The sequence below is a fragment of the Paenibacillus sp. FSL R5-0475 genome (assembly GCF_038004585.1).
Taxonomy (GTDB): domain Bacteria; phylum Bacillota; class Bacilli; order Paenibacillales; family Paenibacillaceae; genus Paenibacillus_AQ.
The window spans coordinates 4,352,555-4,373,823 of the sequence record NZ_JBBORK010000001.1 but is presented as its reverse complement, the minus strand read 5'-3'; the positions used below and the strand labels follow the sequence as shown (position 1 = coordinate 4,373,823).

Annotated in this window: 14 protein-coding genes; 10 read left to right on the top strand and 4 right to left on the bottom strand. The window is 45.3% G+C overall.

What is annotated here, in order from left to right; all coding sequences use genetic code 11:
- Positions 1-67: 67 nt before the first annotated feature.
- Positions 68-970, bottom strand: a complete 903-nt coding sequence (locus MKX41_RS19560) for a LysR family transcriptional regulator (RefSeq protein ID WP_042191539.1) — start codon at positions 968-970, stop codon at positions 68-70.
- Positions 971-1,223: 253 nt separating this feature from the next.
- On the opposite strand from MKX41_RS19560, the gene MKX41_RS19555 reads away from it, so the two are divergent.
- From MKX41_RS19555 to MKX41_RS19535, 5 genes are all read left to right on the top strand, one after another.
- Positions 1,224-1,679, top strand: coding sequence for a chemotaxis protein CheX (locus MKX41_RS19555; RefSeq protein ID WP_042130872.1), 456 nt, complete (start codon positions 1,224-1,226; stop codon positions 1,677-1,679).
- A gap of 28 nt (positions 1,680-1,707) precedes the next feature.
- Entirely contained in the window at positions 1,708-2,484 is a 777-nt protein-coding gene (locus MKX41_RS19550) for an SDR family NAD(P)-dependent oxidoreductase (RefSeq protein WP_076300333.1), read from the top strand.
- 97 nt (positions 2,485-2,581) lie between these two features.
- Entirely contained in the window at positions 2,582-4,084 is a 1,503-nt protein-coding gene (locus tag MKX41_RS19545) for a DEAD/DEAH box helicase (RefSeq protein ID WP_340972730.1), read from the top strand.
- Complete coding sequence (locus tag MKX41_RS19540) at positions 4,081-4,827, top strand: ABC transporter ATP-binding protein (RefSeq protein ID WP_340972729.1); 747 nt, start codon at positions 4,081-4,083, stop codon at positions 4,825-4,827. Before MKX41_RS19545 ends, MKX41_RS19540 begins: the two co-directional genes overlap by 4 nt.
- A 1-nt stretch (position 4,828) precedes the next feature.
- Entirely contained in the window at positions 4,829-6,049 is a 1,221-nt protein-coding gene (locus tag MKX41_RS19535) for an ABC transporter permease (protein ID WP_340972728.1), read from the top strand.
- Between the two features lie 141 nt (positions 6,050-6,190).
- Here MKX41_RS19535 and MKX41_RS19530 read toward each other — a convergent pair whose 3' ends face one another.
- From MKX41_RS19530 to MKX41_RS19520, 3 genes are all read right to left on the bottom strand, one after another.
- Entirely contained in the window at positions 6,191-6,310 is a 120-nt protein-coding gene (locus MKX41_RS19530) for a YjcZ family sporulation protein (RefSeq protein ID WP_212567871.1), read from the bottom strand.
- Positions 6,311-6,458: 148 nt separating this feature from the next.
- Positions 6,459-7,760, bottom strand: a complete 1,302-nt coding sequence (locus tag MKX41_RS19525; RefSeq protein WP_339798465.1) for an aminotransferase class I/II-fold pyridoxal phosphate-dependent enzyme — start codon at positions 7,758-7,760, stop codon at positions 6,459-6,461.
- Positions 7,761-7,938: 178 nt separating this feature from the next.
- Entirely contained in the window at positions 7,939-8,556 is a 618-nt protein-coding gene (locus MKX41_RS19520) for a pyridoxamine 5'-phosphate oxidase family protein (protein WP_042191524.1), read from the bottom strand.
- A gap of 143 nt (positions 8,557-8,699) precedes the next feature.
- Here MKX41_RS19520 and pdxR point away from each other — a divergent pair, with 143 nt between their 5' ends.
- From pdxR to MKX41_RS19495, 5 genes are all read left to right on the top strand, one after another.
- Positions 8,700-10,205: a MocR-like pyridoxine biosynthesis transcription factor PdxR gene (gene pdxR, locus MKX41_RS19515; RefSeq protein WP_340972725.1), complete on the top strand. Its 1,506-nt coding sequence runs from the start codon at positions 8,700-8,702 to the stop codon at positions 10,203-10,205.
- Positions 10,206-10,498: 293 nt separating this feature from the next.
- Positions 10,499-11,284, top strand: coding sequence for a helix-turn-helix domain-containing protein (locus MKX41_RS19510; RefSeq protein WP_042191520.1), 786 nt, complete (start codon positions 10,499-10,501; stop codon positions 11,282-11,284).
- A 472-nt stretch (positions 11,285-11,756) separates the two neighbouring features.
- Entirely contained in the window at positions 11,757-12,500 is a 744-nt protein-coding gene (gpmA, locus tag MKX41_RS19505; protein ID WP_042191518.1) for a 2,3-diphosphoglycerate-dependent phosphoglycerate mutase, read from the top strand.
- A gap of 224 nt (positions 12,501-12,724) precedes the next feature.
- A complete protein-coding gene (locus MKX41_RS19500; protein WP_340972722.1) occupies positions 12,725-13,720 on the top strand; it encodes an ABC transporter substrate-binding protein in 996 nt (331 codons plus the stop codon).
- Positions 13,721-14,415: 695 nt separating this feature from the next.
- Positions 14,416-21,252 carry a glycoside hydrolase family 3 N-terminal domain-containing protein gene (locus MKX41_RS19495; protein ID WP_340972721.1) on the top strand — a complete coding sequence of 2,279 codons (6,837 nt, stop codon included), beginning with the start codon at positions 14,416-14,418 and terminating at the stop codon, positions 21,250-21,252.
- Positions 21,253-21,269: the final 17 nt, after the last annotated feature.

The window sequence follows — 21,269 nt, the reverse complement described above, 5'->3', positions numbered from 1 at the left end:
AGATCAACTCCTTTAAACAAGGTTATGCAATTAGCTCAGAAGTATCGATTCCACTATTGGGTGTTTTTTATTCAGACCCAATAAATTGTGTCTCCGGCATACCTTTGAGATCACTGAGAAACTGTCTCATGGCTGAGTTCACGTATTTTCCAGACTTCGTTATGACGCCAACAGGATGTGTGACTTCCAATTCAATAATAGGCACAATTTTGAGGGAACCGGCTCGCACCTCAGCGGTCACTGACTGCTTGGAAATAATGGCTGCACCTAAATCGAGTTCTACCATCCGTTTCACTTCCTCGCTGCTGGTCAGTTCCATAATTACCTGTGGCTCTATGCCATGCTTGGAGAATACCTCGTCGGCAAATTTACGGCCCACTGTATCCGGTGAGAGCAGAATTAGCGGGGTTTTGTTTAGGGCTTCTATTCCTGCAGTCTTAACTTGAGCTAGGGGGTGTCTAGGTGAGACCACCAACTCGAATGTATCATAATAAAGAATGGAAGTAGTCATACTAGGACTTCGTCCGATCAAATAGCCAATGCCGACATCGACAATGCCATTCTCGACATGTTGATAAATTTGAGACGAGGACATAGAGGAAATAGATGTTTTGATATGAGGGAACTGGTCTTTAAAATAGGACAAAATACGCGGCAAAATTTGAATGGCGATAGAGGTAGTAGTGCCGAGAATAATATGTCCTTGGGGATTATCTTCAAGGTCCGCAAGTCTCTGTTTAAGCTCCTCGACAATCGTCACAATTTGTTCCGCATGCTCCAGAAATACAGTTCCTCGATCGGTTAACGTAACAGGCTGGTTCCGGTCAACCAGCTGTGTTTTGAACTCTTCTTCAAGGCTCTTGATTTGTGCTGAAACCGCTGGTTGGGTCAAGTTAAGCAGTTCTCCGGCCTTGCGAAAGCTCATCGTTTTGGAGATCGTTATTAGTGTCTCCAGCTGGCTGATGTTCATGGAATACCTCCTTTGGACAAGCAAATATGAAAGTGATGGGGTGTAAAATTACGTTCCATGTTGGCATTTGATTTAAATTATAGGAGATAATACCCGACAGAGCAATGTTGCGACATAAACAAACTTGGGTTCGAATTCGACATGTACATTAATTTTTGCTGAATTGTGCCGATATATAAAGTATAATAAATTCATATTACTTGGGACTTTTGGTATATGACTAAAGCACGATAAAGGGGGAGACAGGACTTTCATGAAAGCAGAAGTAATTAATCCGTTTTTAGAATCTGCACGGACAGTTATAGAACAAGTGATTCAGGTCTCGCCTTCCACTGGGAATTTAGGCATCAAAGAAATTGAACTGATCGATAATCATATATGGATTCAAGTGGGAATGACAGGCCAGCTGAGCGGAAATATTATATTTGGTATCGCAGAGCAGGTAGCCTTGCGAATGGTATCGATTATGATGGGCGGCTATGTGATTACGGAGATGGATGAGATGGGTCAGAGTGCAATTTCAGAGCTGGGCAATATGATCAGTGGAAATGCTAGTACGATTCTATATAATCAGGGGGTTTCAGTGGATATAAGTCCTCCCCAAATTATGAAGCTTGAGAGCATGTCCTTTTTGCCTCGCAGAGCACTTAGTATTCCATTGTTGATGGATGGGGTTGGAGAGATGGATATTCAGGTGATGATCTCTTAGGCAAGAGTTAGGAGCTGAAATACTTTTTATGGTACTTAAAGATAAGGTTGTTGTGATTACAGGAGCATCCAGCGGTATTGGTGCATTAACCGCACAAATGCTTAGTAAGCAAGGTGCGATTCCGATCCTTTTGGCACGTTCCGAAGCGAAGTTGAAAGAAACGGCGGCCGGTATTCCGGGCGTTTTTGGACTGTATACATGCGATGTAACAGATGCCGACGGTGTACAAGAGACCTTTGCTCAAATTTTGGCGACTTACGGCAGAATTGATATTTTGCTAAATAATGCTGGGTACGGTAAATTCGCCGCTTTTACAGAGATGGAGCCTCATGAGTTTGATGATATGATGGATGTTAACTATATGGGGATTGTTCGCTGTACGAAGGCTGTTGTTCCACATATGTTAGAGCGGGGAAGTGGCCAGATCGTAAATGTGGCTTCTATGGCAGGGAAGATCGGTACAGCCAAATCGGTAGCCTATACAGCCACCAAGCATGCTGTTCTCGGATTCACGAATGCACTTCGTCAAGAGCTGCGGAAGAGCGGAATCATCGTCTCGGCTGTGAACCCTGGTCCCATTGCCACTGATTTTTTCAAAACGGCTGACCCTTCCGGCAATTATGAAAAGAGCGTAGCTCGGATGATGATGACACCGGAACATGTCTCTTCCAAGATCGTAAAGGTCATGGAAACTGGCAAAGAAGAGATTGATCTTCCGGGTCTGGCAGGGTTTGGTATTCGGCTTTATGGTCTGTTTCCTCGCCTGGCGGACAAGCTTACTTATAATGCGATGAACAGAAAATAGAGCCTGCCGTCAGCATTATTGGCCTTCCATTTGGTGGAGAGGCCTTTTTGGCATATAATGAAGATATTATCTCAAGCGAAAAGGATGAATTACACTTATGAATAAAGCTTCTTTTGCGGCTATCGGCATTCAGGAAGACCTAGTTGCCCGATTGTCGGAATTCGGTATTAACGCTCCATCCCCTGTACAAGAGCAGACGATTCCACTTCTGCTGGAGGGAAGAGATGTTATTGCTGCTTCCCAGACTGGAACGGGTAAGACCTTGGCCTATCTGTTGCCTCTGCTTCAAACGATCAATCCGGAGCAGAAGGTGGTCCAAAAGCTGGTGCTCGCCCCTACACAGGAGCTGGCGATGCAAATCTTACGTGAGGCGGAACGTTATGGCGAACACCGTGGGATTCGAGTAATGGGTCTTATTGGCGGGGCAGCCATCAAACGCCAGATTGACAAACTGCGTGAGCATCCACAGCTTGTTGTGGGAACCCCTGGCCGGATTCGCGAATTGATTGGTCTTCGCAAGTTAAAGATGCATGAAGTCAGCACGATTGTTCTAGATGAAGCGGACCAAATGTTTCAGCTAAGCGGGGCCGGAGAGGTAACGAAAATTGTTAGCAGCGCACTGCGTTCACGCCAGCTCGTTATGCTGTCTGCAACCATTGGTCCAGAGACGAAAGCCTTGGCAAATCGTGAAATGAAGGACCCGGCAGAGGTTGGAATTGCTCCTGGTGTCATGACAGCAGAGAGTTTAGAGCATCACTACGTTGTTACTGAAGAACGCAACAAAATAGACATGCTGCGTCGGGTCATCCGTCATTACAATCCAGATAAGGCGATTGTGTTCGTGAATGCGACTGATGATATTGCAGAGGTAGAGGCTAAGCTAAACCATCTTGGACTGACCGCAGCCGCACTTTACGGTGATGCTGATAAAGTAACGCGCAGTAATGTATTGTCACGTTTCCGCGAAGGGAAATTCCGTGTGCTTGTTGCCAGTGATGTAGCTGCCAGAGGATTGGATATTGAGAATTTGTCACTGGTAGTTAGCTTTGATCCTGCCTTTGATTCCGAGCATTATGTACACCGTGCGGGTCGTACGGGTCGGATGGGAAAACGCGGATTATCCGTAACGATTGTGACAGAGCAGCAGACCTTTATTATGCGTAAATTTGCTCGTGAACTGGATATTGCCCTTGAAGAGCGGGAAATGGTCGGTGGCAAGGTGCTAGCAGCAGATGAAGCGCGCAACGCTTTGAATAGTGGACGGGGACGAAATGAGAGCAGCGGACAACGCCGCGATGCTTCTTCTCCGCGCAGCAGTAAGCCACAGGCGCGAACATCTGGGAATGCAGGAACTCAGCCGTCTACAACCAGCACAGAGCAGCAACCTGTTAAAAGACTGGCTACGATCCAGACAAGTGAGGCTAGCGTAGAACCACAGCGCGATTCTCAGCGCAGTGTGAATCCTTCTGCAGGCGCGCGTGGAGGTGCTACTCCTGCTCGAAGCAAACGCAGCAGCAATGCGGAACGTGAGAAGAACCGTAAGAATAAAGGAGCACCAAAGTGGTTGAAAGACAAAACTCCGAGAGGTGACGGTCAATGAATAATTCTCCCGTATTGCAAATTACGGGCCTCAGTGGTGGATACAGCCTGAATAAGCCGGTGCTGCATGATATTGCACTTCAGGTGCAGCCTGGCGAGATGGTTGGTTTAATTGGTTTAAATGGAGCAGGAAAAAGTACGACCATGAAGCATATTCTAGGATTGATGTCGCCCCATAAGGGCGATATCACAGTAAAGGGCAAGGCTCGTGCTGAAGATCCCATCGGATATCACAATGCTTTGAGTTTTGTACCTGAATCGCCTCTTCTGTATGATGAAATGACAGTACGTGAGCATGTTGAATTTACAGCAAGAGCGTATGGGGTAGAACAAAGTGACTACGAAACTCGCACCTTACATCTAGCCAAGCTGTTCCATATGGAAGATAAGATGGACACGTTGTCGACTCATCTATCCAAAGGGATGAAGCAGAAGGTCATGATCATGTGCGCTTTCGTGGCACGCCCTGCGTTATATGTGATCGATGAGCCCTTTTTAGGACTGGATCCGCTCGGGATTCGCTCTCTGCTTGATTTCATGATGGATCTGAAAAAATCAGGCTCCTCTATTCTGCTTAGCTCTCATATTCTTTCTACTATTGAGAATTATTGCGACCGCTTTATTGTGCTGCATAGAGGTAAGGTGATTGCTCAGGGAACGCTGGCAGAAATTGCGGCAACCACTGGACTACAGGGGCTGACTTTGGAGCAGCTGTTCTACGAGCTGGTTCAGGGAGGGAAATAATATGGATTTGAAAGAGCTGCGGCGCACGCGGCGAGGTCGATTCATGGGAAGTATGCTTCCTTATGTGGGATATATCATTCAAAGCGGCGTAGCTATGGTCTTCCTCTTTGTGTTGATTGTCTTCTCTGCTTGGTATACATCGTTGTTACAGAATGTGCCTGAAGGCATTCCCATCCGCTGGATTATGCTTGCAATACTGCTGCCTGCAGCAGTAAATAGCAGCTTCCGCACTTATTTGCAGACTCCGGATACGATCTTTCTATTGCCTCAAGGACATCGAATGAAGGAATATTTCGCACCTTCGTGGGTGAGTGGGAACGTATGGAAGATTGTTCGATTATTATTTGTACTCATTACCCTTTGGCCGTTGTACATACGTACAGATGACTCGCCTAAGCGGCTGTTATTTACAATATTGATTCTGATTGCTGTGAAGCTAATCGCGAGTTACGGCTTATGGAAAGAGATAGCTATGCTGTCGCGTCCGATGGCAGGCATATTCACTTTCTTACGCTGGGCAGTAGGAGGATTAATTATTGCTGCTTGGTTGTGGCAGCCTGCCGGTAGAAGCCTGATATTTATGGCGCTATTAGCAGCAGCCTATCTGGTTGCACTATCCGTACCTGGACGCCACGCCGTCCCTTGGGAAAGACTAATCGCCATGGAAAAAAATCAAGGTGGACGCGCCCTGATGGTTCTGGGCTGGTTCGTGGATGTGCCAGGCCGTGAGCAGCGGGTGTATCCTCGTCGCTATCTTTCCAAATGGGGGGCTCGGCTGCCTTGGCGTAAGGATACGGCTTACCGTTATCTGTTGACCAAAAGCTTCGCCCGGGGAGATATCTTCGGAATCATTATGCGGATTTCGGTGCTGGCTTTGCTGCTGAATTGGTTAAACCGTGACAGTTATTTTGGCACCGCGATCTATTTGTTCTTCCTATTCATTATTGGCGTACAGTTGTCGGCACTTCGCAAATTGCACAGTGAATCTTTTTGGTTGACAGTGTATCCCTTTCCTGAAGGCAGTAAGGCGGATAACACAACGCAATTCGTATTCCGCGCGCATCTGGTAGTGGCACTGATTCTTGGTTTACCTTTCTTAGCCTCTATAGGCGACCGCCTACTACCAGTGATTGGTACCTTTGCAGCAGGGATTCTGGTATCCTTTCTGTTTAAGGGATACTTGTCCCGCAAAGCAGCACGGATGGTTGACGAGGATTTGTAAGAGATTATTTCAAAATAAAAAAGGCTTTCTCAAAAGTAGAGGATTCTACGGATGAGGGAGCCTTTTTTTGTGTGGGGAATGAGGTGTACCACTGGAAAAGGGAAAGAGCTCAAGGCTCTCTCCCGAGACTGTCATCTTTAGTTAGACAAAGAGTGAACGGCTGATGATTACCAGCAGGATAAAGAGAACCAGAATCGCGCCAGTGCTTGTGAATCCACCGCCACAACAACCGTTAAATCCGCCTCTTACTTCTTCGCTCATGTTCATTCCCCTTTCGGTGTGTGTTGTACTTGAGTACATCGTATTGTATGTGCGGAGAGAGAAGCATGTATAGGCCAATGCCGGAGGAGTCCAGAAAAAAATCAGCCCCGTAGAAACGGAGCTGATTGGAAGGAATATGAAAGATTTTTTAAGCTTTTTCCAGATCACGAACGCCTGCGTATACAAGATCAAACAGATCTTCGAGCTGTTCTTCTTCGATACAAGAGAAAGCAATCCGCAGATCTGTTTCACCGAGAGCGATAGTGCCCAGTCCGTAATTATGAATCAGGTGAAGCCGAAGAGCTTCAGCCGAAACAGTATGCAGCTTCAGACACATGAAGTAGCCGGAGTTAAAAGGATAATACGTCCATACATCATCGCCGTATTTGCCGCTATCGAGCAGCGCTTTTACTTTATTCGCACGGCCCTTCATGATTTGGAACTTCTCTTCCTTCTGTTCTTCGAATTGTGGAGATTTCAATGCATCCAATACGAAGGTCTGTGATGGGTGTGCACCGCTGGAAATAGTGGCGCGAATGATGCCTAATGTTTTTTGCTCCAATGCAGCCAGCAAATCCTTGTCTTCCGAGGCATAAGTGATGAAGCCAACACGGAAGCCCCAGACGAATTCTTCTTTAGTTGCACCGTCAATTTTGATTGGAAGCACACGTGGGTGCAGATGAGCAAGCTTACCGAATAATGATTCCTTTAGTGAGTCTTCAAAGAACAGTCCGAAGTAGGCATCATCACTTACGACAACCACGTTAATGCCTTCCTCAGCCGCACGAAGGATAGCTGCGACGATTTCATCGCCTTCCTTAATCCCTGGAGTATATCCTGTAGGATTGTTAGGGAAGTTCAGCAGAACGATCGCTTTTCCGCGTTCTTTTTGAGCCAGTAGCGCTTCTTCAAGACCCGTACTGTTAAAGGTCATTTCTTCTGTAAAAAGCGGATAGTTAACGGTCTCCCCATGGCGGCGAATTCCGAAGGTTAGTTCATAGTTTTCCCAATTCTTATCTGGGTAGATGATAGCGTCACCTGGCTCAGCGAAGAGGTCAGCGACAATGCTAAGCCCATGAGTCAGGGCGTTGGTTACAACAGGATTGCTGATGGTTTTACCTTCTAGCGATGGATTTTCGCGCAGCATCTTTTCACGCCATACAGTACGCAGTTCTGGTTTACCTGCTGGAGGAGCGTAACTATACAGATCCTTAGGGCTGTAAGCGGAAAGCTTATCCTGAATGACACCGAGGTGCATAGGTACACCGCCTTCGGTAGCAATACCGATGGTTGCGTTGTATTTCTTGGCGTGAGCTCCTGCTTCAGCAGATTGACTCAGGATACCCTCCTTAGGGAAGTAAATTTCTTTGCCAAGCGTAGAGAGCATATCATATACATGTTCATTTCCTGCTTTGATACTTTCGTTTAATTGTCCAGCTAGTGGATTCATCAGTTTCATCCTTCCAGGGTTCTTTGGGGATACATACTGTTAACATTGCCTAACATTATATCACCGCCACTTGCAACCGTCACTTGGAAAGATACGTTTTTTTAAAATTTAAGGAAGTTTAAGTTTTACACTATACGTAGCGCTTATTTTGAACGAGAAACTGGTTTATCCGTATCTATTATTCGGAGTGATAGGGGCAGTATTTTTTCATCATTTCAATGGTTTCTTCATCACGTGGATGATTTCTTTCAGATAGGCCGGAAATGACCCCAGAACGTCCTTCTTCTTTTAGATTTTGCCCAAACTTAAACTTCGCCGTGATCTCATCTGGGGTAATGCGCACTACCGCGACGCCCTTTAGACGGGGACGGTATTTAGGGTCCTCTGCATCTATCTGATTATAGCCGCCCTCGGGCTGGAGTTTTTTCATAAATAAGGAGAGTACGATGGCTTTTTCGCTAATGTCTTCGACGGGCTCGGCTATGCCGTAGGCGGTAACACTTTTAAAATATGCGGTTGCTGGGCAGGCCATCTCTGGATCGCTAAAATAAGACGGAATCAGTGCATACTCATCCGCTACGGTAAAGCAGACCTTCTGCTGATTGCGGATCGCCTTCATTTTGCCGCCAGCATGACTACCGTGGAAATAGAAACAACCATCTGTATATACAAAATTCAGCGGTGTCACCCGCGGTAGCCCCTGTTCATCGCTTGTACCGAGAAAACCGAAGCTCATTCCGTCTAGAAAAGAGATCAATTCTTCCTCCTGATCTACTTGAAATTCTTTTCTGCGCATAGGGTTCACGTCCTTATTCTTAATAGTGTAGAGCATTTGCTCCGATGTAGATGTTCTTTCAAGAATAGTAGAGTAGTTGACAATTAAAAAGGACCAATTAAGATAGTTTTTAATGGACCACTTGCTGGCCAAGGAGGGAAACAATGAATATTACGCTGGCATTCGATCAATATCTGGCGATACACCGCTACAAATATTTAGCGTTATATCATGCACTTCGCGCTGGAATATTGGAGGGAACTCTCCCGGGTGGCACTCAGCTGCCGTCTACACGAAGTCTGGCTTTGCACTATGACTTGTCGCGCGGATCGGTCTCGCAGGTGTATGAAATGTTGCTCGCTGATGGTTATGTAAGGACGGTGACTGGACGGGGGACATTCGTATCAAAAGATAGCTTTGTTTCAGCTTCTGGAGATAATAAGCGTGAAAATGTGACTTTGGGTGAGGTGGCAGATGCTGCTGGGGGAGGCTCTGCATCTGAGAGAACGATCCCACTTTCGGCATGGGGAGAACGACTGCTCACGCGCCCGACACCCTTGTATGAGCAGCGTAGCAAGAATGTTGTAAGCTTCCTTAGCGGCGGTATGCGGATGGAGCACTTTCCTTACGCCGAATGGCGCAGTGCGCTAACGTATGCTGGAGGGAAAGAAGGCGGTATGCTGCAAAGCACTTGTCCTCCCGAAGGAGATGAAGGGCTTCGCAAAGCTATCGCTGCGCATCTGCGGATTACCCGCGGGATTCGTGCGGATGTAGAGCATATCGTATTGTTTAGCGGTTCGATGCAAGGCATCGTTATTTTGACCCAGCTGCTGCTGGATGCAGGGGGCGAAGCGGTTGTCGAGGATCCGGGTTTCCATGGGATTCGCCGAGCGGTAGAGATCAATGGGGGACGATTGCTGGTAGGAAAGCTGGATGATAGCGGTCTAATTCCGGAGGAGTGGGATGCGCGTCTGTTGTTTGTTACACCAAGTCGCCAATTTCCTACAGGTGTGGTGCTCCCTTTGGAACGGAGGCGTATCTTGCTGGAATGGGCGCAGCGACATGAAGCGGTAATCATTGAAGATGATTATGACAGTGAGTTTCGGTGGTCGGGACGTCCAATCGAGCCATTAAAAGCGCTAGATCGCGGAGAACGGGTCGTGTATATTGGCTCCTTCTCAAACACGATGTTCTCTGGCCTTCGGCTTGGCTTTGCAGTGCTTCCACCTTCTCTGGTAAAGCCGACGATCGCCGCTAAGGCGTTATATGAGCCTTTACCAGTCGGACTGCTGGAACAGCGGGCATTGGCTCGTTTTATGAATACCGGCGGCTATGGCCGTCATCTGCGTCGGATGACCCGCATTTATGGTGAACGCGGTCGCATCCTTAGGACGATGCTGTCGGAACAGCTTAATGAGCTGTTTGAGCTGCTGCCTGGCGATGCGGGGCTGCAAGTATATGCGCGGTGGCTACGCAGTAGAGAAGAGTTCGTGGCATTCCGGGCGGCAGCGCACAGGCGCGGCACGGATTTCAGAGATGTGGCGTTATATCAAGTTTCGCCGGGGGAGCCAGCCGCATGTTTTGCTTTTGCTCATCTGAATGCTGTGGAGCTGGAGGAAGGAATAAAGCGCCTGCTTTTGGCGTGGGAAGATGTACAAACTGCAACATGACAAGGTATGATGGTGGGGATGGGAAGCAAAACGAAGTGAATGCTAACGATGCAAGTTTTGCGGAGTAACTCAAGCAGATTATGCTAACAAAACAATGTGAATGCTTACGAATCGAGTTTTGCGGAGTAACTCAAGTAGATTATGCTAACAAAACAATGTGAATGCTTACGAAGTGAGTTTTGCGGAGTAACTCAAGCAGATTATGCTAACAAAACAATGTGAATGCTTACGAAGCGAGTTTTGCGGAGTAACTCAAGTAGATTATGCTAACAAAACTTTTAGGAGGGAACGTTATGCTGCACGCATCGCCATCCTCTTTTGTTATATTACCTGCCTTGGCGAAGATTGTGTGCGAACCAAGCTGGAAATGGCAAAAAAGAGAGAAGTCGCTGCAAAATTATGATTTATTCTATGTATGGAGCGGGGAAGGGACGGTTATTCGTAACGGGGAACCCTTCCAAGTGGGCAAGGGGAGCTGCTTCTTGTTCCGTCCGGGTGACCATACTAGCGCTACTCATAATCCGCAAAGACCACTTGTCCTTACATATATTCATTTTGATGTCACCGGAGAGGTGACGGATGTTCCGCTGCCCTATCGCGTACTTGCAGAAACCGTTGAATTTGAGCATCTGCTTGCTCGTTACGTCCGGCTGTTCCTAGTGGATACGTACGCGGCTGAGGAAGAAGGGCAGCTTGTTCTAAAGCAACTAATGATTCATCTGCTTAGGGAGGACCGAGTGAAGCCTGTAGAACGTTATGCTAGCAACCATTTAACAGAGATTATTCACGAAATAGCGAATTATGTGAGCCAACATCCCGGGATTTCGCATCGCGTAGAGGATCTTGCTGCACGTGCAGGGCTGTCGCCTCGGTATTTCTCAATTAAGTTTAAGGAGCTTACTGGCTCTTCCGTTCAATCTTATGTCATTCGAGCTCGGATTGAGCGTGCTCAGCATTTGCTGCTCTACGCTGGGATGAATGTTACTGAGGTAGCGGATGCACTTGGATACCGTGACATTTTCTTTTTCAGCCGCCAGTTCAAGCAGTATACCGGAAAAAGTCCATCTGAGATCCGCTGATTTAAATTCGTTGTTTCAGTTATTTCATCCAAGGGTAAATACTTTGCAGTTTAGTTTACAGAGAATTTACATAACTTCTTGGAAGGGGAGACGCATGGGATGATGATCAGACGCCGAATCTGCAACACCGATTGTAAAAGTGGAGGCGCAGGGCTTTTTAGAAACCGTTTGAGAAGATTAAAACAATCGAGTGCTTTTGCCATAGATAGCTGGTTCTAAACTGAGCAGGTATACAATCGCTGGATATGACCAAAGACTTTAAATAACCGGAGCCAACAGGCTTCCGGTTTTTTTGAAATATAAGAATGTATATTTGATACAATAGAATAAATCTCCTGTGAGGGTAATTTTGCATTCTGTTGCATATCTTACATTCAATTGCCAAAAAAAACGCCCATACTAGAGATTATCACGGTGATCTATTGCATGATGTAACAGAGTTCGAGAGCATATAGGTGGGAGGAGAGATAAAATGTACGAAATCGTACTGATACGTCATGGTGAAAGCCAGTACAATGTGCAGAATTTGTTTACGGGTTGGAGTGATCCGGATTTAACCGAAAAGGGTATTCAAGAGGCTAAGGCTGCTGGCAAGCTTTTGAAGGATGAAGGGTATACATTTGATCTAGCTTTTGCATCGGTACTCAAACGATCGATCAAAACACTCAACTATGTTCTCGATGAAATGGATCTGCTATGGATTCCTGTGCAAAAGTCCTGGAAGCTGAATGAACGGCATTATGGTGCACTTCAGGGACTTAGTAAAAGTGAAACGGCGATAAAATACGGTGAAGAACAATTGCATCTCTGGCGACGGAGTTTATCGGTTCGGCCTCCACTGCTTGAGCTTAATGATCCTCGGTATGCCAGAAATGATATTCGTTATAGCAGTATTCGTCCGGAGGATATTCCGCGAGGCGAGAGTCTGGAAGATACTGTTCATCGTGTGGGTGATTTCTGGAGAAACCGCATCGTTCCCCTTGTACGTAAAAAGGAACGGGTGCTCATTTCAGCCCATGGCAATACACTGCGAGCGTTGATCAAATTTATGGAAGATATTGATGAGGCAGCACTGCTGGAGCTCAATATTCCTACAGGAGTACCACTCGTGTACAAACTGGATGAGGACATTAATCCAATCAGCCGCTTTTATTTAGGAGATCCGGAACAGGTTGCGGCCAAGGCGCGTGATGTTGCTAAGCAAGGACATGTGTAATAGGCGTAACAGATGTAAAGAGCATATAATGACTTGAAAAGATTAAGGGACAGCCATGGGGCTGTCCTTTTATTTTTAGTGTGTAGTAGGTGTCCAAAAGGTACATGCAGTAGATGTTAACGCATTCTCCATTGCCAAGAATAGAATAATATTATATAGTTACATTGATAATGATTATCAATATCAATATCAATATATAATATGTCGATTGGAGTGAATTTATTTTGTTTAAATCTCCAAAAACTTATCTATTGCTTGTGTTTACTTTGGTTATAACGTTACTGCTAGCAGCTTGCGGACAAGCAGTTGAGCATACTACCTCCTCAGTAGACGGGACAGAGAGTGCCGTATCTTCATCAAACAGCAATGACTCATCCAGCGAAGTGGACATGGTTACATATCAAGCAAGTAACGGAGATATTCAAGTACCCAGACATCCGAAGCGGATTGTCGATTTAACCTCCTTCGACACTGGATACTTCTTGGCGTTAGGAATCAAACCGGTTGGTGTTATGAATGGTGTCTTAAACAGTCCCTACTTTGAAGGAATGCTGGAAGGCGTTCAAGGCCTTGGAGATGAACCATCTCTTGAACACATTTTAGAGCTGAACCCTGATCTTATTGTTGTATTCTCCGGAATGGAAGGACTCGACAAGCTGGCCGAAATAGCGCCAGTAGTAGCCATTCAATACGGTGCAAAAACTATCAGAGAACAAATGCTTGATTTCGGTACATTAACGGGGAAAGAAGCCGAAGCTAAAGCTTGGGTGGAACAATGGAACAAAAAAATCAAAGAATTGAAGCCTCAGGTGTTAGCAGCTGTAGGTGACAAAACCGTTTCTATCCTAAATCCGTTTTCCGGTGGTCTATTCGTATTCGGTCACAGCTACGGGCGCGGTGGAGAAATTATTTATAATGAATTTGGTCTGAAAGCACCTCCTGAAGCGCAGAAAGAAGCTATAGACAGCGGCACTGGTTGGGCAACAATCTCCCTTGAGAAGCTGCCTCAATTTGCTGGAGATATTGTATTCACATGCCCATGGGCTGGCGATACGAGTGATCCGAAAATCGTCTATGACAACCCCTTATGGAAGCATCTTCCTGCCGTAAAAACAGGCAACGTATTCCAACTAGACCCAACCGCTGATACATATAGTGATCCCGTTACGCTTGAAGCGCAGTTAAATTACATTACTGAGAGTCTTTTATCTGCAAAATAATTCTACTTCAACGAAAGTCCACGAGCTTGCATTTGGTTTTTATAGCAGGGAGAATCGGCATTGAGCGATGCTGATTCTCCCTGCTATTATTAATGTAGCTGTTTTATAATGGCTCCATCTTAACTTCAGTTTATAAGTTTAGCTATCGGCCGAGTGAGTCTTTTTAGTTATTTTGAAAAACTTGAATTCTGTGATACATGAGTATATTCAATAAATCTATGAGGATTTTCTATGTTAGGATGATATTTCTGATGATAGTATTCAATGTAAGTTTAAAAAGTAAAGGAGGAATTAATGAACATTTTCGCACGTTTTAATTTGTAAGTATGAGTTAGGAGAATTATGCGAAAAATCTAAACCGGTTTAGATTTAATCAGTAACACACTTGATGCTTGAATAAGCCTTACTCCACAGCGGCTAGCGCTCTTAGAGAATAACTCCTTCCTGAAAGTAAAATCATCCTATCGGTTTATGAAGCGAACGTTTATGCATTAGAAATTTTTAATTGAAAACTCGCTCTTTACGATGACCCATTATCCTAAGCTGTACCTTAATCGAAAGGAATGGTGATAAGTATGAGGAAAAATTGTAATCGCTTACTTAAAATATTGTTCTGCTGCATTCTGATAACCTCAATCATAACGCCTAGTACCAGTTCTCCCGTTTTGGCTAAGGTTCTCCCGGGATTAGCGGATGTGTCCAGAGAAGTGGCCGCTGAAGGTATTGTGCTGCTGCAAAATCCGGAGTATAAACCAGCAGGATCACAAGTAAATGAGAATGAACAAGTGCTCCCTATCAAGATGAGTGAAAATGTATCGGTATTTGGCCGCATACAAGCGCATTATTACAAGTCAGGCACAGGATCTGGCGGTGCGGTAAGAGTAAATTATGTGAATGGGATTCTGGAAGGCCTTCGGAACAATCCCAGTCTCAAGTTAAATGAAGATCTGGCGAAGGTTTATGCCGACTGGATCAAAAAGAATCCTTTCAACAATGGCGGTGGTGGCTGGGCAGCAGAGCCATGGTCACAGGCAGAAATGCCTTTAACCGATGAAATTGTGGATGCAGCAAAAGCAAAAACGGATACAGCTGTGGTCATCATCGGCAGAACAGCCGGTGAAGATAAGGATAATACGGACGTCAAGGGTGCCTATAAGCTGACAGACCTTGAAGTAGACATGCTCAACCGGGTCTATGCCAAATTCGACCGAGTGGCCATCGTATTGAACGTAGCCAACGTTATCGATATGTCATGGGCTAAAAACTATCCCAAAGCTGCTATTTTGTACACATGGCAAGGGGGGATGGAAGGCGGTAGCGCAGTAGCCGATGTACTGACCGGAGATGTTACGCCAAGCGGAAAATTGAGCGATACGATTGCAGCTACACTTGCTGACTATCCTTCTACTGCACATTTTGGCAGCAAAACTGAGAATTCTTATAGTGAGGATATTTATGTAGGCTACCGCTATTTTGAGACCTTTGCTCTGGATAAGGTGCTCTATCCATTTGGGTACGGACTGTCCTATACCAATTTCAAGATCACGACTGATAATGTCAACGCTGGTGAGAATGAGGTTGCAGTGACTGTAACTGTTCAGAATACAGGTAAGGTGGAAGGCAAAGAAGTTGTACAGATTTATTACGGTGCACCACAAGGTAAACTTGGCAAGCCAGCCAAGGAGCTTGCTGCTTTTGCTAAAACCCGGCTGTTACAGCCTGGGGAATCACAGTCGATCACCATCACATATGACACCAAAGATATGGCCTCATATGATGATAGTGGAATTACAGGTCATGATTCATCTTATGTTCTAGAAGCTGGTGACTATAATATTTACGTAGGCAACAGTGTAAGTGACAGCGAAAAGCAAGGAGTATACAGCCTTAATGCTTTGAAGGTTGTAGAAACCTTGCAGGAAGCGCTCGCGCCAACTAAGGAATTTGATCGTATCAAACCAGGACAACCGAATGAAAATGGTACTTTTACCACTGTCACTGAAAAGGTACCGACACGGACTACCGACTTGGATGAAAGAATCAAGCAAAATCTCCCTGCGTCCATTCCACAAACTGGGGACAAGGGTTATACCTTATTGGATGTATACAATCAGAAAGTGACTATGGATCAGTTCATTGCACAATTGTCCAACAACGATCTGGGGGCCATTATTTTAGGGGAAGGGATGTCTAGCCCTAAAGTTACTGCCGGAACCGCTGCGGCTTTTGGTGGTGTCACTAAAAATCTGCTGAAATTCGGACTCCCTATCGACAGTGCTGCCGACGGTCCTTCAGGAATCCGGATGGAGACCAATGCAGAGAAGGCAACCAGTATCCCGAACGGGACGATGCTTGCCTGTACGTGGAACACCGAGCTAAATGAAAGATTGTTCAATCTTCTCGGTAAAGAAATGCTGATTAACAATATCGATACGCTGCTTGGACCGGGAATCAATATCCACAGAAGTCCCCTGAACGGAAGAAACTTTGAGTATTTTTCAGAGGATCCGTTACTGACAGGCATCATGGCTGCTGCGCAGACAAGAGGTCTTCAGAAGAACGGTACATCGCCTACTATTAAGCATTTCGCAGCGAACAATCAGGAAACGGATAGACATCTTGTGAATGCACTTGTCTCTGAAAGAGCGCTTCGCGAGATTTATTTGAAAGGTTATGAAATGGCAGTGAAGAGTGGAAAGGCGCGTTCAGTGATGACGTCCTATGGTCCGGTAAACGGAACTTGGGCTTCCAGTAACTATGATCTGAATACGACCATCCTCCGCGGAGAATGGGGCTTTGACGGGATTGTCATGACAGACTGGTGGGCGAAGATGAGTGAGGATCAGGGCTTCTATGCCACTACCAATCGTTATGATGAAACCAACGGCAAAGCCATGGTCCGTGCCCAAAATGACCTTTACATGGTAATTCCGAACGATTATGCAGAAACGCATAAGAATCGGAATAACAGTACCTTTAATACGATGACATCGCTTGCTAACGGCAGTCTGACCCTGGGAGAATTGCAGCGTTCTGCCAAGAATATCACGAGCTTTTTGATGAAATCTCCAGCCTTTGCAAGAATGGCAAAGATTGATTATGTAGTCAATTATACGCCGGGAAGAGATTGGTTCCGGGTGAATACGGACAAATCAGGAGATCCACAGCTCTCTGATATTACGGTTGGCGGCAAAAAGATCAAAATATTTAATCCATTGAAACTCGACTATAAAGCCTTTGGTGAAACGACTGAAACTAGCAGCTATCCTGAAGTCAAAGCTACGGCGATAGCTGGTGTAGACGTAAGTATACGACAAGCCGATAAAGATAGACCGGCTGCTGTAATTACTGCTTCGGCCGGAGGAGAGAAACGGATCTACAAGGTTATTTTCTCTTCGGAGGAAGGCTTGGAACCGATTTTTGAGAATCCGACCTATGCTTATTTAAAGAATATCTCGATTGATGGTAAGCCGCTTGAGGGGTTTGCACAGACTAGGTTCAGTTATGATGTAGGTCTCAGTAACGGGGCTACTTTACCTGAAGTTACGTTTGAAACGAATGATGGTGTAAAAGCAACGGCCAACGTAGATCTCATCAATAAAAGAGTGACGATCAAATGTATCAGCTCCGATCAGGCGAATTCCTATGTGATACAGTTTGGTACGACACCACAGAGCGATGAGTTCGATAGTACAAATCTAAGCAACTTTTGGACGATTAATAAAGAGACTGCTACCAATACAGAAAACAACAAAAACTGGTCTTTGAGCACTGCTCTCGGCAATTTGAGAATCATCGCTGAAAGAGGCGACTTCTGGAGTGATCATGCAGATTTGAAGAACTATTTCCAGCAGGAGGCCTTCGGCAACTGGGAAGCAACAGTGAAAATTAATATGAGCAAAGCGCCAAATCAAAATTATAACGGCGTCGGCATCACGGCTTCACAGGATAACAATAACTATATCTGGGTGAAGTATGAATACAGTAGCGGCAAGATCATCGGTATGACCAAAGAAACCGGAGGTACGGAGCCTGTTACCATCGGACAACTGCCTGCCAGTCAGCTCACCAGTATTTTTGGAGAAAAGAAAGAGCTGTATTTACGTTTGAAAAAAATAGGCAACAGCTATTCCGGTTATGTCAGCGCTGACGGCAAGGAATATATTTCACTTGGCAGTACAACTGCGAATTATGCCAATCCGAAGTTTGGATTACTTGCATCTAATGGAAGTCAGAATCTTACAGATCCATTTGTTGTTGATTTTGATTATGTCAGAATCAACAGTGATGTAGCTTTGGCAGTAAAGAGGATTGGGAAAAATACTAAATTGAAGGTAGCTGAGACGGAATTTGCCTCCATTACTCCGATAATCACGCCAGTAAGCAGTAATGACGTAGACGGTGGATTATGCTACACCAACACAAGTAAGGGAGAAGCCATCTCCTATAAGGTAAATGTAGAGAAAGAAGGCATGTACAAAGTCACATCACGAATTCGCTCTAGCCAATCGGATGTCGCCCAAATGTCCTTTGGCATCTATGATGGCGATAAGCTACTGGGTACCTTCGACCTCACCACGACTAAAGGGGTATGGAAAACCTTTAGAATTCCTGATATTCAGCTGTCGGCGGGCGAGCATACCCTTAGAATTGTATTTGAGAGTGCTGGTATTGACCTGAACTGGCTAACCTTCCAGCTGAAGCAGGACAATGTAGACACATCGGTGTTAGATGCGGATATCAAGGCTGCTCAAAATATCGATATGAATGCATACACAGCTTACAAAAAGCTCAAATTCAACGCTGTGCTGGATGAGGTTAAGGCTGTTCTTGCTGAGCCGATTAACGACGAGGTTGTTGCAGAAGCCATAGCTTCCTTGAAAGCGGCTATAACAGATTTGAGCATATCGTCTATGCCAATCAATATTGCTCCGAGAGAAACGCTGAAAGTAGAGAACGGTATTAGAATCTATCCTTATAATGCACCATGGATTTATGCAACGAATACCCAGTTCAGATTCGAAAGTGGTACGGACGCCATGAGTTATGTCAATTCTAATGACCTTGTTTATTTCGGTCAGGTTGACTTAACTAATCTTGTGGAAGTAAGAGTGCAGTATGCCCGTGAAGGCGGATCGTCTCCATCTTTTAAATTCTATACAGAGGCTGACAATACGGGTAAACCAGTTAAAAGAGCTACTACACAAGGAAGAGCATACGCTGATGCTTACAGCGGCGGAGGTTCTTTTGAACTTGGTAATGAATTTGCAAGCATTAGTTTTGCTCAGAAAGCAGGCGCTGCTTGGGGGAATTATGGAATGGCAAGCACTAAACAAACGCCTGGAAATTCTTACATTGATCATTATTTGACAGCGGAAACCTTCCTAGACAGAACCAAAGTGACTGGAAAACAAAATGTGTATATGATTTTTAACGGATTAAATGCAAATTTACAATATGTTGAACTCATTTATGCTGATCCGATTGAAGTCACCTTCGATCAGAATTATCTGGACTCACCGACTCCTACCAAAGTAACCGCATTTAAAGGTGAAGCATTAAGCACCTTACCTCGGGTACCGGAACGTGAAGGCTACATTTTTGCTGGCTGGTTTGATAATAAAGAAGGGACTGGTAATGCATTAACCGTAGAAACGGTAATGAACATAAGCACGGTGTATTATGCCAAATGGACAGAAGATACCCATGCTAAAGAAATTATATCGATTGTTCAGCCGCAACTGCTGAGTGTGCCGTTCGGAACCGCTGCAGGAGAATTGAATTTACCAGCTACAGTGGAAGCTACATTGGGCAACAAAAGGGTAATTCACTTGCCTGTACAATGGGATAGTAAAGATTTCAACGGTGGAAAAGCGGGGAGTTATACGCTGGCAGGTAGCTTTGAGCTTCCTGAGGGGGTATTGAATAGTACCCATCAAACTGTTTCTATTACAGTGGTTGTATTGCCAGAAGGCACTAAACCTATCCAGATTACTAAAGTTGAGAAGCTGGAGGGCAAAAATGTTGAATTTGGCACCGCTTTTGATAAGTTGGAATTGCCGTCTTCAGCTACAGTAACGCTTGATACGTATGAGCAGAAGGAACTTGTTGTTAAATGGAGCCCTGCTGGTTATAACGGCAATGTGGAAGGATCATACGTGCTGAGCAGTACTATGGTATTAGAAGAAGGAATGATCAACCCTAATGATCTGAAAGCTTCCATCACCATTCAGGTAATGCCCGAAGTGATTCGTGTCGCTGAGATTGTCATAGTGCAGGATTTGGAAAGTAAGAGCGTTCCATTCGGCACTCCATTTAATGGATTGAAGCTACCATCATCGGTCATAGCTACTTTGAACAACGGTGAGACAAAGGCGATATCCATCGATTGGAATAGTGAAGGTTACAATAGCGATAAGCAAGGAGCTTATATCCTGAAAGGAGCGCTAGTACCTCTGGAAGGTGTCAGCAATCCCAAAGACCTGAAGGCATCCATTACGATCGAAGTACTACCGGAGGTCATTACGATACCAGAAATCACGGCAGTGCAAGCACTAGCAAGTAAAAGCGTTGCTTATGGTACCAGTTTTGACGCACTGGAGCTACCAGCTTCAGTATCAGTAACCCTGAATACCGGGATGAATAAGGTCGTTTCTGTTCAGTGGAACAAGGAAGGCTATAACGGTAATACGGAAGGAACGTACACCATCAAGGGGGATCTTGTCTTCCCTGAGGGTATAGCTAATCCACTTGGCCTGAAGGTACAGATCTCTGTGATCGTTAAACCTTACAGCGGTGGAGCTGGTGGTCAACCAAGTACACCAACACCGACTACCCCAGCGGTACCTTCAGTACCATCGATTCCTGGAGAAGTCGTAAAACCTGGAGAACAGCAGCCTCAGTCTCCGATAACAGATGGAAAAACGAAGACACCGGAGCTAATCAGACAAGAGCTTAAGAATAAGTTTAAAGATGCTACTCTAATTCCTAGCTGGGCAGAATCTGCGATTGCAGCGCTGGTGGAGAGAAATATTATCGGCGGACGCACAGACGGAAGCTTTGATCCAAGTGGGAAGGTAAACCGTGCCGAGTTTGTTGCCATGGTAGTAAAAAGCTTCAACTTCAGCATGGGCGAGAATCAAAAGCAGTTTACTGACATTCTGAAAGATGCTTGGTATCAAAACTATGTTGAGATTGGGACTTCTAATCAACTGATCAATGGTATCGGTAATGGTATGTTTGCTCCTAATAGCAGCATTAGTCGTCAGGACCTGTGTGTAATTCTATTTAATGCATTGAAGAAACTGAATGTTGAATTGCCGCAAGCGACTAACCATGACTTCCCAGATGATGCTTCTATTGCGGGTTATGCTAAAGAAGCGGTCTATGCCTTCAAAGATCTTGGTTTAGTAAATGGAGGCAGCGGTGGAAAAATGGATCCGACAGCTTCGGCCTCAAGAGCTGAAGCGGCTGTGATCATCAACAATGTACTGGATTACTATGCTAGCGTAACAAGCTCTAAAGTGAAATAAACAAAACAAGGGTATCC